At 39.1% G+C, this 16,974-nt stretch carries 19 protein-coding genes; 6 read left to right on the forward strand and 13 right to left on the reverse strand.

What is annotated here, in order from left to right:
- Positions 1 to 20: 20 nt before the first annotated feature.
- The 8 genes from OSJ91_RS22790 to OSJ91_RS22825 form a co-directional block, all read right to left on the reverse strand.
- Complete coding sequence (locus tag OSJ91_RS22790) at positions 21 to 446, reverse strand: RbsD/FucU family protein (protein WP_413019559.1); 426 nt, start codon at positions 444 to 446, stop codon at positions 21 to 23.
- Positions 439 to 1,353 carry a fumarylacetoacetate hydrolase family protein gene (locus OSJ91_RS22795; protein ID WP_485890499.1) on the reverse strand — a complete coding sequence of 305 codons (915 nt, stop codon included), beginning with the start codon at positions 1,351 to 1,353 and terminating at the stop codon, positions 439 to 441. Before OSJ91_RS22795 ends, OSJ91_RS22790 begins: the two co-directional genes overlap by 8 nt.
- Positions 1,354 to 1,368: 15 nt before the next feature.
- A complete protein-coding gene (locus tag OSJ91_RS22800; protein ID WP_350300082.1) occupies positions 1,369 to 2,142 on the reverse strand; it encodes an SDR family NAD(P)-dependent oxidoreductase in 774 nt (257 codons plus the stop codon).
- Positions 2,139 to 2,954, reverse strand: a complete 816-nt coding sequence (locus tag OSJ91_RS22805) for an SDR family NAD(P)-dependent oxidoreductase (RefSeq protein ID WP_350300083.1) — start codon at positions 2,952 to 2,954, stop codon at positions 2,139 to 2,141. Before OSJ91_RS22805 ends, OSJ91_RS22800 begins: the two co-directional genes overlap by 4 nt.
- A gap of 30 nt (positions 2,955 to 2,984) precedes the next feature.
- A complete protein-coding gene (locus tag OSJ91_RS22810) occupies positions 2,985 to 4,148 on the reverse strand; it encodes a UxaA family hydrolase (RefSeq protein WP_485890500.1) in 1,164 nt (387 codons plus the stop codon).
- Positions 4,145 to 4,474: a UxaA family hydrolase gene (locus tag OSJ91_RS22815; protein ID WP_350300085.1), complete on the reverse strand. Its 330-nt coding sequence runs from the start codon at positions 4,472 to 4,474 to the stop codon at positions 4,145 to 4,147. Before OSJ91_RS22815 ends, OSJ91_RS22810 begins: the two co-directional genes overlap by 4 nt.
- Positions 4,455 to 5,318 carry an amidohydrolase family protein gene (locus OSJ91_RS22820; RefSeq protein ID WP_350300086.1) on the reverse strand — a complete coding sequence of 288 codons (864 nt, stop codon included), beginning with the start codon at positions 5,316 to 5,318 and terminating at the stop codon, positions 4,455 to 4,457. Before OSJ91_RS22820 ends, OSJ91_RS22815 begins: the two co-directional genes overlap by 20 nt.
- Before the next feature lie 175 nt (positions 5,319 to 5,493).
- Positions 5,494 to 5,937, reverse strand: coding sequence for an ATP-dependent metallopeptidase FtsH/Yme1/Tma family protein (locus OSJ91_RS22825; RefSeq protein ID WP_350300087.1), 444 nt, complete (start codon positions 5,935 to 5,937; stop codon positions 5,494 to 5,496).
- A 160-nt stretch (positions 5,938 to 6,097) separates the two neighbouring features.
- Here OSJ91_RS22825 and OSJ91_RS22830 point away from each other — a divergent pair, with 160 nt between their 5' ends.
- Positions 6,098 to 6,613 (forward strand): GNAT family N-acetyltransferase, encoded by a 516-nt coding sequence (locus OSJ91_RS22830; RefSeq protein ID WP_350300088.1) that lies wholly within the window; start codon positions 6,098 to 6,100, stop codon positions 6,611 to 6,613.
- A 54-nt stretch (positions 6,614 to 6,667) separates the two neighbouring features.
- Here OSJ91_RS22830 and OSJ91_RS22835 read toward each other — a convergent pair whose 3' ends face one another.
- Positions 6,668 to 7,684: a LacI family DNA-binding transcriptional regulator gene (locus OSJ91_RS22835; protein WP_350300089.1), complete on the reverse strand. Its 1,017-nt coding sequence runs from the start codon at positions 7,682 to 7,684 to the stop codon at positions 6,668 to 6,670.
- Between the two features lie 157 nt (positions 7,685 to 7,841).
- Positions 7,842 to 8,258 (reverse strand): VOC family protein, encoded by a 417-nt coding sequence (locus OSJ91_RS22840; RefSeq protein ID WP_350300090.1) that lies wholly within the window; start codon positions 8,256 to 8,258, stop codon positions 7,842 to 7,844.
- Positions 8,259 to 8,871: 613 nt separating this feature from the next.
- Between OSJ91_RS22840 and OSJ91_RS22845 the strand changes: the two genes are divergently transcribed.
- The gene (locus OSJ91_RS22845; RefSeq protein ID WP_485890501.1) at positions 8,872 to 9,450 is read left to right on the forward strand and encodes a hypothetical protein; all 579 of its coding nucleotides are present in this window, start codon (positions 8,872 to 8,874) and stop codon (positions 9,448 to 9,450) included.
- A gap of 123 nt (positions 9,451 to 9,573) precedes the next feature.
- Here the strand turns inward: OSJ91_RS22845 and OSJ91_RS22850 are convergent, their stop codons facing one another.
- From OSJ91_RS22850 to OSJ91_RS22860, 3 genes are all read right to left on the reverse strand, one after another.
- Positions 9,574 to 10,065, reverse strand: a complete 492-nt coding sequence (locus OSJ91_RS22850) for a PTS sugar transporter subunit IIA (protein WP_485890502.1) — start codon at positions 10,063 to 10,065, stop codon at positions 9,574 to 9,576.
- 80 nt (positions 10,066 to 10,145) lie between these two features.
- Complete coding sequence (locus OSJ91_RS22855; RefSeq protein WP_350300094.1) at positions 10,146 to 10,532, reverse strand: iron chaperone; 387 nt, start codon at positions 10,530 to 10,532, stop codon at positions 10,146 to 10,148.
- A 94-nt stretch (positions 10,533 to 10,626) separates the two neighbouring features.
- A complete protein-coding gene (locus OSJ91_RS22860) occupies positions 10,627 to 11,271 on the reverse strand; it encodes an alpha/beta hydrolase (protein ID WP_413019566.1) in 645 nt (214 codons plus the stop codon).
- Positions 11,272 to 11,470: 199 nt separating this feature from the next.
- Between OSJ91_RS22860 and blaOXA the strand changes: the two genes are divergently transcribed.
- The 4 genes from blaOXA (at position 11,471) to OSJ91_RS22880 (ending at position 16,972) form a co-directional block, all read left to right on the forward strand.
- Positions 11,471 to 12,262, forward strand: coding sequence for a class D beta-lactamase (gene blaOXA / locus OSJ91_RS22865; protein ID WP_413019567.1), 792 nt, complete (start codon positions 11,471 to 11,473; stop codon positions 12,260 to 12,262).
- A 396-nt stretch (positions 12,263 to 12,658) separates the two neighbouring features.
- Positions 12,659 to 14,419, forward strand: a complete 1,761-nt coding sequence (locus OSJ91_RS22870) for a cache domain-containing sensor histidine kinase (protein ID WP_350300097.1) — start codon at positions 12,659 to 12,661, stop codon at positions 14,417 to 14,419.
- Between the two features lie 61 nt (positions 14,420 to 14,480).
- On the forward strand, positions 14,481 to 15,653 hold the full coding sequence (locus OSJ91_RS22875) for a response regulator (RefSeq protein ID WP_350300098.1): 1,173 nt from the start codon (positions 14,481 to 14,483) through the stop codon (positions 15,651 to 15,653).
- Positions 15,654 to 15,691: 38 nt separating this feature from the next.
- Positions 15,692 to 16,972 (forward strand): ABC transporter substrate-binding protein, encoded by a 1,281-nt coding sequence (locus OSJ91_RS22880; protein ID WP_350300099.1) that lies wholly within the window; start codon positions 15,692 to 15,694, stop codon positions 16,970 to 16,972.
- The last annotated feature ends 2 nt before the right edge of the window (positions 16,973 to 16,974 follow it).

Here is a 16,974-nt window from a genome sequence, read left to right on the forward strand (position 1 = left end):
CAATCACTCCTTTTAGTAAATTAAAGTACACCTTTTTTCAATATGAGATTCGCATACTGTGCTCGTTCACTAGTTGCGATAATGGCATAGGCCGCTTTACTTCGTTCGTAAAAGTCCATTCGTTCCAGTTTTCCGATCTTGATAGGAATATCGTTCGTTTTTTTCATTATATCTTCATAACTCTTCCAGATTACAGGGCTTTTTTCATCGCCTTCCACAGGATTCATCAATATGACGGGATGTGTCACATACGTATCGAGTGGAAAGAATGCCAATATCGCTTGCAGGAAGTCGGCCACGCCATGTCCATGACCGTCGATGATCCGGTTTGAATGACTTGCAGCCGGATAATTCCCGTCTGCAAGTACGATTTCATCACCGTGCCCCATCTCCATCATGATCTTCATCAATTCAGGAGAAAGTATTGGCGGAATTCCTTTAAGCATTCGTCAAAGCCTCTTCGCTTTCAGCCACGAATGTGTTCGTGAGTGATCCCAGTTTTTCGATTTCAACGGTGACCACATCCCCTGGCTGAATAAAAACACGCTGTTCGGCCGGTAAGCCCAATACGACTCCTTCAGGTGTACCTGTCAATATAAGATCCCCCGGTTCCAATGTCATATGCTTGGAAATATAACTGATGATTTCCGCACATGAAAAGATCATATCTGATGTATTGGAATTCTGTCTTAGTTCTTCATTAACATACGTTTTCAATTGCAGGTCGTTTGGATTCCCCACTTCGTCCGCTGTTACCAGGTAAGGACCAACAGGACTGAAATCATCACAGGTTTTCCCAAGCAGCCATTGCGGCGTCCTCATTTGCAGATCTCTTGCCGACAAATCGTTGACCGTACAATACCCGAACACATGGGAGAGTGCTGCTTCTTCGGAAACGTTTTTTGTCTTTTTGCCGATCACGATTCCGAGTTCCACTTCATAGTCCAGTTCATTCGTTACACTTGGTATGGCAATCTCACATCCGTGACCCGTTAATGTATTATCAAACTTGTTAAATAAGATTGGCACTTCAGGATACGGTGCATTGGTTTCATCTGCATGTCTTTTGTAATTCAACCCAACACAAATGATTTTATGCGGCTTTGTTACACTGGGACCGAATGTGAGCCCTTTCTCTTCAATTACGGCTGCCATTCCTTCTCTGACAGCTTCATGGACCTTAGTTTCAAATTCGTCCCGTTCGGATTGGCTGAAGTTTATCACTTGCATCACATCCGACACGATTTGGTTCCATTCATTCCTCTTCGCCGTTTCTTCGATATCTATTAACTGATCCTCAATTTGAACGGCAAGTTTCTGCTGTTCATCTTTAATAAAAGTAGCCAATTTCAACGTTTCTTCCCCCTTTTATGCATTTTTCCCGAAAACAACCCCGCCATCAATATATAGAGGCGATCCCATCATGAACGCAGACTCATCCGAAGCTAAGAACAGTGCCGCTTTTGCTACATCACCAGGTCTGCCCAAATCGCCGCTCAATTGTCTTTTCTTGATCGTGCCGATGGCAACCTCAGGATCGTCATATGAAGTTTTCAAGTAATTTTCGACGAACGGTGTCAAGATAGTACCCGGCAATAAAGCGTTCACCCGAATATTATAAGGTGCATAATCCACTTGCATCGCTTTCGTTAAAGCCAGTACAGCGCCTTTCGTTGCAGAGTATGCGGCACGTTTCACGAGACCCATTTCCGCTGCACATGATGACATATTGATAACGACCCCGCTCTTTTGTTCCATCATATAAGGAATCGTATATTTAGAAGGCAGATAAACCCCCTTCACATTCACGCTCATGATGCGGTCCCACACATCCGGTTCCACTTCGTCCACCCTGCCTACGTTTGAGATTCCGGCATTGTTGAATAATATGTCTATTCTCTTATAGGTTTCGATGATCTGGGAGATTGCGGATTGAACCGCTTCCGGATTCGTTACATCCACCTCATAAAACGCCGCTTTCCCGCCAGCTTCCTCTATTTCAGAAACGGTGCCCTGCCCATTTACTGCATGAATATCGGTAATGACGACAAATGCACCTTCTTTAGCGAATAAACGGGCTGATTCCTTTCCTATCCCGCTTCCCCCGCCAGTGATGACAGCGATTTTATTTTGCAGTCTCATGACGTTACCTCCTGTTCATGATTCATATGGTCTTCAGGCTGCGCCGCTTTCACCGTTAAACCGCCATCCACCATTAACAGATGCCCGTTGATTTGCATGGCTTCATCGGATGCCAAAAATACGACGGAATCACCAATTTGCTTTTCGGTCCCAAGTCTCTTCATCGGATTGGCTTCAATCTCTTTTGCGAGAATTTGCGGATCCTCCAAATATTCCTCACACATATCCGTCGCAACGGTGCTTGGGCCGACAGCATTCACATTGATATTGTATTTGCCTAGCTCAATCGCCAATGCCTTCGTTAAATGCGAGGCAGCTGCCTTCGATGAAATATAGTGGGGAATGACCGGACTCGTGACAAGGACGCTAGCCGTTGATGTAATATTGATGATCTTGCCATATTTATTTTCAATCATTCGCTTCGCCGCTCTTTGCGTCGTCAAAAAGATTGATTTCACATTGGTCCGATACGTATCATCCCATGTCTCTTCCGAAAGGCTCAAAAAAGGCTCAAACGGTGCAATACCAGCATTATTCACTAGAATATCCACCGTTCCCAACTCTTTTTCCACTTCATCGATCATGGCATCGACATCTTCCTTCACCCCAACGTTCGCTTTCACGACGATCGCTTGGATATGAAACTCGGATTCTACTTTTTCTTTTAAAGCCTTCGCTTTTTCAAATGAACCTGGCGATGTATAATTGATAGCCACATTGGCACCTTCTTCAGCCAATCTCATGACAATCGCTGCACCGATTCCCCGGCTGCCTCCTGTGACAAGTGCTGTTCGATTATTCAATTTACCCATATGAATTCTCCTCCCTTTTCCTATCTGTTTCTAAAGGCTGATGCTGATCCGGCTGATGCTGAATTCCTGATGTCCCAGAATTTCCGCCTTTGTCAGTTCACCTTGGGCTGTTTTAGCAATCGTTTTAAAAATGCGATTTCCCGCTTCCTCCGTCGTTTCTTTTCCTTTCATGACTGGGCTTGTATCAATATCGATGTTATCGATCATCTTGATTGCCGTATGTTCATTTCCCGTTATTTTGATGACCGGGATAATCGGGTTCCCTGTTGGTGTCCCTCTTCCTGTAGTAAAGCAGACCATATGCACACCGGCGGCCGCCATGCCTGAAACACACTCGATATCATTCCCCGGGGAATCCATGAAGTAATAGCCATTACCCGGGATTTCTTCTGCAAATGATAAGACATCATTCAATGGGGCCGTACCTGCTTTACTGATGCAGCCAAGCGATTTTTCCTCGATGGTCGAGAGCCCGCCCTCAATATTGCCCGGGCTTGGGTTTCCGCCACGCATATCTGCCCCGATGCGTTCCACTTCTTTTTCGAATCTATCAACATATGCATATAGTTTCTTGGCCACTTCTTCGCTCACTGCTTTTTGGGCGACAATATGTTCAGCTCCGATGATTTCCGTGGTTTCGCCCATTACGATCGTTCCGCCCTGTTTCAAGAGCTGATCAGCCGTTTTCCCTAAAGCGGGATTGCTGCACAGACCGGATGTAGCATCTGAACCGCCGCATTTCACACCTACTATCAATTCTGAAATGGGGGCATCCACTTGCGGCACTTTTTCGAGTTCCAGAAATAGACCCTTCGCCACTTCAGTCCCCTTCTTAATCGCGTTTATCGTCCCACCTGCATCTTGGATATCAAGCCACTCCACAGGCTTTCCCGTTTCTTCTTCAATTTCCTGTTTCAATACCTTGGCATCAATCACCTCACAGCCCAAGCTAATTAACAGAACCGCACCAACGTTCGGGTTTTTCCCCATTCCGCCAAGAAGTTTATGTGTACGTTCTTTGTCATCACCAATCTGGCTGCATCCATGCTGATGCGGAATGGCCACTGATTCCGGTACAGCTTGCTGGATTCTGTTGGCCACATGATTGGCACAAATGACGGTAGGGATGATCAATAGATGATTACGGATTCCAAATTTGCCATTTGAACGGCGATACCCTTTTATCATGCTCATTGTGTTTGCTCCCCTTCCGCCTTATCTCCTCTTCCTCTGATTCCCTCAATATTATGTATGTGGACATGTTCACCAGGCTCGATATCCATCGTGGCTGCACCGATTACTTCTCCATATTTGATGACCGTCGCCGATCGCTGAATCGGTTTGATTGCGATTTTATGCCCAAAAGGAATCGAACGCTTTGCTTCCACTTCCATTTTTTGACCATTGATGACATAGAGTAATGTTTCCCCTTCTTTTACATCTTTCAATGAAGTAGCTACATTATCCTGATCAGACATGACGATGCTTGTAACGTCCTGTTCATAAGCTAACTGGCCCATTTCGCTCTCCCCTTTCTTTTAGTTTGTAAAAGGCTTCAGCATTTCCAGAAAATATCCCATCCACTTCAGCTTGTGTTAAAGTTTCCGGTAAATTCCCTTTAATGACCCTCACTGCGTCTTCATAGCCCCCAGCTGATAAACATACAGGCCAATCGCTGCCGAAAAGTAATCGGTCCGGCCCGAATGCCCGAACAATATGTTGTATGTATGGCTTAAAGTCTTCCACCTTCCACATTGCAGGATCAGCTTGGGTCAATAAACCCGACAGTTTGCACCAAATGTTCGGAAACTGTGACAAAGTATTCATTTCTTCTTGCCATTTGTTTAATCCCCCTGCTGATATATTCGGTTTAGCCATATGGTCGATGACGGCCTTTAGGTTAGGAAGCGTTTTCATCAATGTTAAAACAGATGAAAAATGTTTATGATTAATCAACAAATCCAGTGGAAGATCATATCGAATAAGCTGTTTCAAATTCTCCACCACTTGTTCCTGTAAAATCCAAGCACTGTCTTCCAGATCCTGCAACATAGGGCGTAAACCAACAATTCCCGGTCGTGTCATTAAAGAATCCAATTGCTCCGGGAATGATGGAGCAGATAAGTCAAGCCAGCCCACCACACCATATATCCAGTCATGGCGGTCATACAAGGATAATAGAAATAAAGTCTCTTCATAGGTTGGAGCCGCTTGCACAAGGACGGTACCCGAAATATCATTCTTATGTATTAAGGGCGATAAATCGTCGGGAAGATAATCCCGATAAAGGACTCCCATATCATTTGTAAGCCAAGAGTAATCACCTCGGTCAATTCTCCAAAAATGCTGATGTGCATCAATCATCAGGCCGACCCCCTCTTGTTATCTATATGTTACCGGTAACATTAAAATAACAGCAATATTTTAAATTGTCAATAAATTAAACGAAATCTCTTAAACTATCTAAAATGGAATTACCATTTTCAACTCTTGTTAATAAGAAAACTCGCCATTCCCAATTGGAACGGCGAGTTTTTAATCATTTAGAATGTTTCATTCTTTTCATGACAAATAGAAATAGAAAACTAACAAAAATCAGGATGAAAATGATCATGAACGGAATGGTCGTTGTAATAAGAGTGACCCATCCACTTGTCTCTACGTCTTCTGGCGTAACCTCAATTTTTTCTATATCATGTTCCTCGGCAGCATTATTGATTCTATCTAGCGAAATTTCACTATTTGGGACAGACGCGATAAAGTATTGATCCTTTTCATACCCTATCAGCCGACCGCTTATTTCAAAAACACTTTTTTGGGGCTTCAACTCTAAAAATGTCACTTTTCCATCCTCTAAAGTTGTAAAAAAATCTTCTTCAGTTAATTCAGTCGGTTCATTGTCATTATTAAAAACTAGCACAATCCCCAAGGTAACAAAGAAGATTATTAAATAAAATGTTTTACTACGGAAAATCTGCTTCATCTCATACCTTCTCCTACATTAAACAAACTATAGGCAAGAGTATCATATAAAGTTAAATATTAACAACAAAACTTTCATTGTTAAAAGCCAGTAACTTGCAAAATGGATAATATCAGTAAAAAATAGGAAGTATAGCAACCTTAAAAAAGGAGGAACCACTATGTTAATAAGAGAGGCAACGGTTTCAGATGCGGAAGGGATAGCAATAGTCCATGTGGATTGCTGGCGAACTACTTATAAGAATATAATTCCGAGTGATTTTTTAGATAAACTTTCTTATGAGAAAAGGAAAGACCTATGGATTAAGAATATAACTAGCGATGGAAAATATGTTTATGTCGCAGAAAATAGCGAGGGAAAAATAGTTGGATTTATAGATGGCGGGAAAAGGGAAAAAAACCAAGTCGAGAATTCGGGTGATTTAACTGCTATCTATATCCTCGAAAATTTTCAAAAAATGGGGATAGGAAAGAAACTCATCAAAGAGTTATTTTTAAAATTCGAGGCACTGGGATTTAAGACTATTTTTGTGGAGGTGCTTGAAGACAATAAATCTCGATACTTCTATGAGGCATTTGGTGCTGACTTGCTTAAAACCGAAAAAATCAAAATGGCTGGTGCTGAAATGAATCTATTGGTTTATGTGTGGAAGGATATTAGCCCAGTATTGTTATGAGCGACATGCCACTTAATTAGCCACTTTTTCTTTGGCAAAACAAAAAAGCTCCTATTATTTTATAGGAGCTCCAGATGATTTCCTGATTACCAATTCAGGCTTTAAATTGATCGTCCGATAGTCGGCAGGACCGACTTCATCCACTCGCTCGATCACTAATTGTGTTCCTAAATATCCGAAGTCGTAAGCGGGCTGTGAAGATACGGTTAAAAAGGGATCGAAGTCCGAGAATAATTCTAAGTCGTCAAAGCAAACGACAGCAATGTCTTCTGGTACTTTAATCTGTTTTTCTCGTAAACTTTTTATAATTTTGATGGCAATGAAATTATTGGCGGCAAAAATTGCTGTTGGACGCTCAGAGGGCGGAACATTCATTAATCCGTCAATACCGTTCCATTGCTTTTCCTGTTTGTAATGAGTCTCTATTACGAAAGACTGATCGATGTTCAAATCATTTATTTTCAGCGTTTCAATATACGCCTGATAACGCTCTTTCGAAGTGGAAATCGTTAGCGGACCATGAACCATCGCGATTCGTTCGTGTCCAAAATCGATGAGATGCTGAAGAAGCTTTTTCGTTCCTTCATAGTTATCACCAAGCACCCGATCACATGAAACATCTTGAATTTGCCTATCTATCAATGTAAATGGAATCCTGTTTTTAATTAATTTCTTCAAATTTTTAGTCGATTGATCGCCTGTTGGTGCAATAATGACGCCATCCACCCGTTTTGAAATCAATGCATCGATATATTCACTCTCTTTTTCGTAATCCTCATCGGTATTACATAAAATGAGCTGATATCCCATTTGATTGGCCTTATCTGCGGCCCCTCTCGCTACTTGGGTGAAAAAAGGGTTGGTGATATCAGTTATGATTAATGAAAGCAGCTTCGTTCTTTTAATATTCAAACTTTGGGCAGCGGAATTCGGTATATAGTTCAGCTCTTTAATGACCGCTTCAACTTTTTCCCTTGTCTTTTCACTTATATTTCCTTTATTATTAATAACTCTCGATACAGTCATCGTTGATACATTCGCTTTTTTCGCAATATCGTAAATTGTCGTCACTTTTTGTACCCGCCTTTACATTATCCCTTATATTGTATCATAAGTATAAATGGTTATTTTATACTTTAGCACTTGGAAGATCATGTTGACCCGGATACGGCACTGAACTTCAAAAAAAGACACAGTCCTTCGTGAAGGATTGTGCCTTGCTTTTGGTTTAATTTTGGTTAAATCCGCTTTCGTCCATGTAAAATACTTCCCAAGAATGTCCGTCGATATCCAGAAAACTCCAACCATACATGAAACCATGATCAATGGCTTCGTTAAAAGGCTTTCCGCCAGCATCCAGTGCCCTATTCACGACTGCATCGACTTCTTCCTTGCTTTTAACGGACAGGGCAACGATGGCTTCGGTACTCGCTGCAGAATCCGGGATCTCCTTCTTGGTAAACGTTTTAAAGTAATCTTCCACCAATAACATGACATATATGGACTCGCTGATAACCATGCATGTCGCATTTTCATTGGTCATTTGCTCGTTAAACTCAAAGCCGACCTTTGTGAAAAATTCTACTGAGGCATCCAAATCTTTAACAGGCAAGTTTACAAAGATCTTTTCTGCTTGAACTCCCATCCAATTCACCCTCGCTTGATTTATTTGTTCACTCACCTACTATTCGCTGCATTTTTCGATTATCCTGCTTGCAGTAGTGATTGCATTCACATTGAACTGATACAACCTTAGTCACGGGGAACATTCATAATTCACCTACTTAAAGTATTTCAAATATTAAACAGGCTGATTCAATTTTAAAACAACCTGGGAGTTTACCTTAAGAAATTTCAAGAAGTATATGCCTCTCCCCTTGCTGCTTCAACATTGGATGGCGCATAAAAATTGAAATTCGTATACCGGATGGTTTCAAAACTAAAACACATTTTGTCTTTTTTGAAATAAAAAATATATAATTCCATGTTTTACTAAAATTAATTACTTTTAAGGAGGTATGCATATGAAAATTAGTATTAAAACATGAAGTATCCGGAAAATTTTCTTTACTGGTTTTGGTTTTGATTTCAGTTGTTTTACCAGGATTCATCCCAATCAGTTCGTCCTCCGATAGCTAAGCAAACGCTCGAAGCACCACCTATTATGCAAGTAAGAGCAATCCTCGTTTTGCAAATGCAGCACAAGTCCAAAAAATAGATGGGAAACAACATTACTCTATGGGATAGGTGGTTCATAGATGGTTACCATTCAAACATATATATCAAAAAATGGTTATGATGCAATAGTTGATAAACATGTATTAGCTAACGGGGATTTTATCCCAATCCATCACTCAAGCGCTAAGCAACTGGGAAATCAACAGCTATTTACTTCAAAAGGAACTTCCTTATACGGCACAGTCATTATATCTTATCAAAATCAATTTCTCTCGGGCTTTTATGATTGGGATGATATTGATGGTATTTGGCTTTCAATTTTACAGGCAATGTATGATTGTTTAAATACCGGTATTGGCAACTGCGGCTTTTCTGAACGCTCTATTGGTTGGCAAATGAACAGGTTAATAGAAAAGAATCCTGCTATATTATTTACATGGCACCATGGTTTTGCAAGCAAAGAATGGAATGATATTCCTAAGAAATCCACACTAAGATTCCCTGAAAATGTGCTATTGAATAGTTTAATAGAAAAGGGAACCAAGTTTTTAAGATTTAGAAATGCTCTATACGATAGCGGTCCAAGCCAAAATATTAACCAGTTAATTAATGATCTTAAATCATTTAATAGTGATTTAGGGCATGTGCAAGTGGAATAGTTCACTGTCCTGAGTGAAGTTGAAGTCTTGTTAGATATAGAAAAACAGTCCTTGCCGGCATTCGCCAGCAAGGACTGTTTTTCATGTACTAGAAGGCACGAAGTCTAAATGGTACCTTTTCTTTTATTTCAAATAAAAACTGATAATCTGTGTTTCGTTAATTTTTGCTTGGGTACTATTTGTTTTTTCCAGTTTTTCAACCAGCTCGCCATTCGTGATAACAATCGGAGTTACGATGCTTGGAGCTTTGGCTTTCAGAAAATCGATATCAAATGTAACAAGCTTATCTCCTGCTTTTACATTTTGCCCTTCTGCAACATGGACTTCAAATCCCTCACCATTAAGGTTAACTGTTTCCAATCCAATATGAATCAACAATTCTATGCCATGCTTCGTGCGGAGGCCTAGCGCATGTTTAGTATGAAAAACCTGGATCACTTCTGCATCGATTGGAGATACGACCAACCCCTCCTCAGGAAGAATCGCTATTCCGTCCCCCATCATTTTACCGGAAAACACCGGATCTGGAACATTTTCAATACTTATTACTTGTCCATTTATAGGAGCAAGCAGTTGCTCCACAATCTCTTTTTTACTGAATAATTTTTTGAACATAATATTTCCACCTTTCTCTTTCAGTCTTGAATCTCACAATTAATCGTTAAATATTCGGTGAATTCCGATAATATTTTTTGTTATTTTTTCTTTTTCAATTTCCCTTCTGCTTTCTTTTTATTCTGTTCCACTCTAAATATAACCATCTCGGTTATTAATTCATAAGGAATTGGCTTGTTTAGTGGAAACTGAACGGCCCCTTTTGAACATTTATATTCAGATAAAGCAGATTCGAACGCAGAGATCGCGCTTGGAGCTGGATAGAATCCTATATGTTTTTTATAGGCAGCGAAATGTACCAGATTTCCATATAAAACAAAGGTAGGCATTTGATAGCTTATCTTTTCTTCTGCATCCGGTGCTGCATCCTTTATGACTTTTCTTAACGTTTTTAATATCTCCTGAACTTCTTCGGGAAATTGTATAATGTATTCATCAATTGAATGGAATGTATTGGTTCCCTCCATCTTTTCTCCCTTCTTAAATCCAAACTACAATACTCTTATTATAACATTCTCCCCCACCAACCTATGGATTGAATCCCTTTTGTATTTCGCTAACCTATCCCTTTAAAAACTCTTCCATTCTATTCATTACACCTTCAAGCATGATAATCGACCTTGAAGTATTCAAAGGTTCACTATCCAAGGAATGGTTGGCATTTGGGATTTTATCCATGCTTATATTCGTTTTACTTTCAATCATTTCAATTTTACCTGGAATATAATGATGATCTTTTTCTCCTATAACTATATGTGCTGAATGATTGCTGCTTAATAATCCTTCAAAAATCGCATCGAACTTCAATAGCGGCGTAAGCAATATCATTTTGGCATTCAAAAACCGCTCACTTTTCATGATTCCGTTGATGATGGGTATGGTGCCAAGTGATTTGCCTAGAAATACTGTTCCTTTATATTCATGATTTTGAAGTACTTCCGTAATGACGGGATTGATATCATTAACGATCACTTTTGTGATATCTACCAATGGATGCTTGAAAATATCCTGGTCATAAGCGTAATGAATATGTACGACATCATACTGATTTTGAAGCATGATCATCGTCGAATAATAGAATAACGGCTTCTCATACGTGTATCCCGCACCTGAAAACATAAAACAAACGGCTGGACTTCCGTTTTCAATATGTGTGTATGTAATTTCTTTTTCATTACTATTTATTTTTCTTTGGTTAACCTCCATGATAGATTCCTCCCATTCTTTCTTTTGCTCTTAGTATTCATTAGCTACCTGCTGAATCCCTCCTTGATCGATACTATCTAAACAGAATCCAAGAATTAGGTTTCGTTTTTTATCAGGAATAGGTATACTTTAGCTATCAACCTATTTTATGGAAATTAATCTGATGATCGATCAATCCAGCCTTGAAGGAGAGTGTGTAATGAAAATCAAAGTGTTATGTTTCATTCTTGTCCTGCTAGTCACTGGTTCCATGAGTACGATTCATGCAAGTGCAAACGATCAAAAGATGAAAGAACTGGATATCGGGGATTCTTTCGATGGTGTGGAAGGCACGATGGTACTCCAAAACTTAAAAAATGATAAAGTATTTATCTATAATAAACAGAGAAGTAAAGTACGCTACACTCCAGAATCGACATTCAAAGTGGCGAATGCATTAATCGGTTTACAGACAAAAGCGGTAAGCGATGAATATGAGGTGAAGCGCTGGGATGGGGTAATCAGGGAATTTGAGGATTGGAACAGAGATCATACGCTGGCTTCAGCCATGAGGCATTCAGTGATCTGGTATTATCAAGCAATGGCCCGTGATATCGGGGCGGAAAATATGCAGCAATATGTGAACCTTCTAGATTATGGCAATCATGATATCTCCGGGGGGATCGACCAGTTTTGGCTCGACAGCAGCATAAAGATTTCTGCCCGGGAACAAGTCCAATTCATCGAAAACCTTGTAGAAGAAAAACTGCCTATCGATAAGCAGCATATGAGAACCGTTAAGAGAATCATGATCAATGAAGAAGCAAACTCATATGTCCTCCATGGAAAAACCGGGACACGCCTTTCTGATATGGGATTGGGCTGGTATGTGGGTTACATCGAAACGGACAAAGGAAAATGGGCCTTCGCCACTAACTTGGATGGCAGCGGAAGCAAAGCCAAAGCGATTACGCTTGAAGCCTTGAAAGAGTTGGATATCCTAAAAGAATAAAAGTTCACGCATGCTCTTAATTCGGGCATGCGTTTTGCTTTGTCATAAAGGTATCTGAAACTTCACCTGATTTGTCAGCACACAGATTCAAAACTCTTCTAGACAAGCTCCTTAAACATAATCATTTATACTCTTCCTTTCTTCTGATTTTGAAAAATGAGAAAATTATGAATTTCTCGTTTTTTAAAATCGCATAGTTTTTTGTTCCATGTTCTCATTGTGCATCACGTGTTTATGCCTTGTTGACGATACGTGTTTATTTGATATAGTTTTAAAATAGTAATTCAAGACTGACTAAATAAAGTAAAAAAACTGCATCATAATAAATGGAGCTAAGGATTATTTGTTTGTAACGTTTATATAAACTATGGGCCTTTAGTGAAAGGGGCACCTTCTGTGAAAACCATTCAAAGTCGCTTATTGTTAATGTTATTTCTTTTTATCATCTTACCGTATTTTCTATCAGTGTTTCTGATATACAGCTATACAAAAAATAGTGTGGAGAGACATGAGCTTGAAAATAGCCAGGAACAACTTCAGAAAAACGCTGAAGAACTGGAGCAATACTTTGATGACATGATTAATCTTCCCTATCTATTATATCGAAATCCCGATTTATTCCGGATTTTTAAAAATGGTTTTGAAGACTCGATATACTTTAACCCGATTGCGATGGAAAAAAGTATAGAAACCTTTTATCTGATGCGAAACGAAATCCGTCAAGTACGGTTTTATATTGATAAGGATAAAGAATCGTTTACAGTTTATAATGCGACGGTCAGTGCCCGGAAACCTCAACCAGATTTATTAAATGAGGATCCGATAAAACAATTTTATAGCTCTAACTCTAATTACATGATTGAGCCGCCACATCAAATTCAAAATTACAATGACACAGCGATCATTCCCCAGTCGGACGACACAATGGTGATGACTTTTCACCATAAAATAGTCGATGTGCCTTCAAACGAATATCTCGGAATAATTACAATTGATATAGATTTAGATGCCTATGCCCGTATATGTAACAGCCTTGTTCAAAAGGATGAAGAATCTGTACTACTTTTGGATTCGCATAACAATGTCATGTATGCAAATGATCGGTCCCTTATAGGAAAATCCGTTACTCCTGATTTTAAAAAGCAGATTACGGGTGAAGATATTATTTTAACCAAAACATTATCAGGAACACTAAATCATTGGAAATTAGTTAAGATAACCCCTAATCATGTATTATTCGATGATGTCCGGAAGACTGCCTATACAAATATAATCGTTGGACTAATAGTTGGCTTGTTAGGGCTATTAATGATTGGTATTATTTCATACAGAATTACTCGTCCCATTAAACTTCTTAGCAAGAAAGTGAGAACAATAAAAGGTGGAAATATGGATGTCCCCTTTGACGATGGAAGAAAAGACGAAATTGGTGAGTTGGAAAAACATATGAAGGATATGATGAACCGAATCAATCTACACATTGAAAGAGAATATAAACTCGAAATAGAAAATAGAAAAAACCAATTCAGAGCATTAAAATCTCAGGTTAATCCGCATTTCTTATTTAATTCGTTACAATCTATTGGTGCAGTTGCCCTAAGATCTAATTCTCCAAAAGTCTACCAATTATTGACATCACTATCTAAAATGATGCGCTACTCCATTAAGGCAAACCAATGGGTGTTGGTTCGAGATGAAGTGAATTATATAGAAGCATACCTAAACCTTCAAATGGAGCGTTTTGGAAACAATGTGAACTATTCTATTAAAATAAGCGAGGCGATCCTTGATATGACGATTCCAAGTATGATTCTTCAGCCCCTCGTTGAAAACTTCTTTAAACACAGTTATGAAGAAGGTTTCTATCATGCTCATTTAACTATTTATGGAGAAATACAAGGAGAATTTTTACACCTCATCGTTGAAAATTCGGGTCCTAGTTTGACTCAGGCGGAGCTTCGAATATTAAGAGAAAATATATACGCGTCCCTACATGAAAGCACATATTCACATAATCATATCGGTCTGAAAAATATTTATGATCGTTTAGTTCTAAATTATGGATCAAAAGCAGGCCTGGAAGTGGATACGTATCAAGGACAAGGATTTTCCGTTAAAATAGTGATTCCACTAGAATTTCCGCTTGCTAATGAATAGATTGCTTCGTAGCCATTCAAAAACGGACACTTTTACTCATTCATATAAGGAGATGAAATCTGTGAAAGCTTTAATTGTCGATGATGAGTTCAATGTACGTGACGTAATACGCCATTTAGGGCAGTGGGAAAAATATGGTATCAACCAACTATTAGAAGCAAGTAATGGTGATGATGCAAAAAGAATGATAGAGAAGGAAAGTCCTGAAATCATCTTTACGGACGTGAAAATGCCTGGAATGAGCGGTATGGAACTAATCGAGTGGCTAGATTCCATTTCTTATCCTGGTAAAGTGATTTTAATTTCGGGTTTTGACGACTATTCATTTATGCGTAAAGCAATTCAGTTTAGCAGCTTCGATTATTTGTTGAAACCGATTGAAGCTGATGCATTTAACAAAACACTGGAAGAAGCCGTTAAATCATGGGCGAATGAAGAGGAAGTTCGTGCTAATGAAGATACCGGCGTATATGAAGATGTTAAAAGGTTTCGGAGTAATCAATTAGTTACTGCCGCTTGTATGGGGGAACACTTCGACAAAAACGATATTGAGTCATATGTTCCAAAAGCAGACGGATACACCCTTACATTAATTTCCTTTTATCAAATGCACCATCCTGTCCCCTACATTCAGTTACTTGCTGACGAACTTGTTGAGCGGAAAATCGGAAATGCATTTGCGCTTCAGAATGATCATAATCTTTGTCTAGTGATCACCATACCTGACCATTGGTTATCCGTTGAAGAATGGATCAGTCATCAATTTGATATTCCTGTTCGCCTTGTTTGTGGCGAGTCCTTGGAATCATTAGGGGAGATCCACAATTCTTTTAAGTCATTACAAAAAGCAATGAAAAATCAAAACTTCAGATCCATCCACCGTTTGGATGACTTGGATGTTGCACGCCGCATAGAAGACATAGTTTCATATGTTGAAAAATATTACATGGAAGAATTGAGTTTAGAAAAGCTATCGAATGTATTCTTCTTAAGTCGCGAACATATCTCAAGAAAGTTCAAACAAAAAACCGGAATGCTCCTGTCCAAATACATCACTAAACTAAGAACTGACCAAGCAAAACGCTGGTTAAGAGAAACCGAAAAAAGTATTTACTCCATCTCTTTAATGCTCGGCTATCAGGATGAGAAATACTTTTCAAAACTATTCAAAAAAGTGGTTGGCATGACACCATTCGAGTACCGAAACGGTGAAAAGAATGCAGATCAGAAGTAAATAATTCACCTTAATTAGAAAATTTCAGGGGTGACATGATGAAAAAAGAGATACTAAACATATTTTTAATCGGAATATTGAGCCTATCACTTTGTGCATGTCAAACAAAGACCGAGAGCGGAACAAAAAAACCGGAAATTTCAGAGCGAAAAATCACTTTGAATGTAAGGAATCCGAAAGTTGAAATTTCTACACAGTTCGAACAAATGGTGATTGCTTATGAAAAAGAAAATCCAAATGTAGATATAAAGGTTCACACGGTTGGTGGGGCTATGGATAACCTTGCTGATTTGAAAGCAAAAATGGCCACTGGCAATGGTCCTGATATTTTCACAAACAGCGGATACGAAAATGCCAAACAGTGGAGTGAATATTTAGAGGATCTTTCTGACCAACCCTGGGTTGAACATGCATATGAAGATGCGTTAACCCCCATGAAATTCGATGGGAAAATTCATGGGATGCCGGTTAATCTGGAAGGGTACGGATTCATCTATAATAAGGATATATTTAATAAGGAAGGAATCGATGAATTACCCAAAACGCTGACTGAATTAATAGCAGTTGCTGAAAAATTGCAAAAAGCAGGGGTTACTCCTTTTGCAACTGGATATTATGAAGAGTGGAAATTGGGTGACCACTTAATGAATGTCGGTTTTACAGAGCAAGAAGATCCACCGGCTTTTATAAAAGGCCTAAATGATGGAACTGAAACAATATATAATAATCAAAAATTCAATGATCTAATCAATTTGTTGGATGTAACATTAAAGTATGGAAACAATAACCCGCTAACAACAGATTACAACATGGAAGTGAATCTATTCACTTCAAAAAATGCAGCGATTATTCAACAAGGAAACTGGATACAGCCGATGATCGATCAACAATCACCGAATATGAACATCGGATTTATGCCAATACCAATAAATGATCAACCTAAAAAGGAAGCCTTGATGGTCGGCGTACCGAATTATTGGGTTGTAAACAAACAAGCCACACCAGAAAAGAAGAAAGAAGCGAAGAGATTTTTAAATTGGATGGTTTCTTCTGAACAAGGCAAAATGTTTTTGACAGAACGCTTTAAATTCATACCTGCTTTCACTAACATTGAAGCTGACAATTTAGGACCTCTTGCTGATGAAACAATTCAGTATTATAAAGAAGGAAAAACATTATACTCAAACTGGTATGATTTCCCTGTAGGAATAAGAGAAGAATTTGGGGCTGCCATGCAACTATATGTAGGAAACAAGCTTAATCGTGGTCAATTACTGCACGAGTTTCAGAGGTCATGGGAAAGGGCGTCAAGCGAATAAAA

It is taken from the genome of Bacillus sp. T-10(2022) (assembly GCF_056502895.1).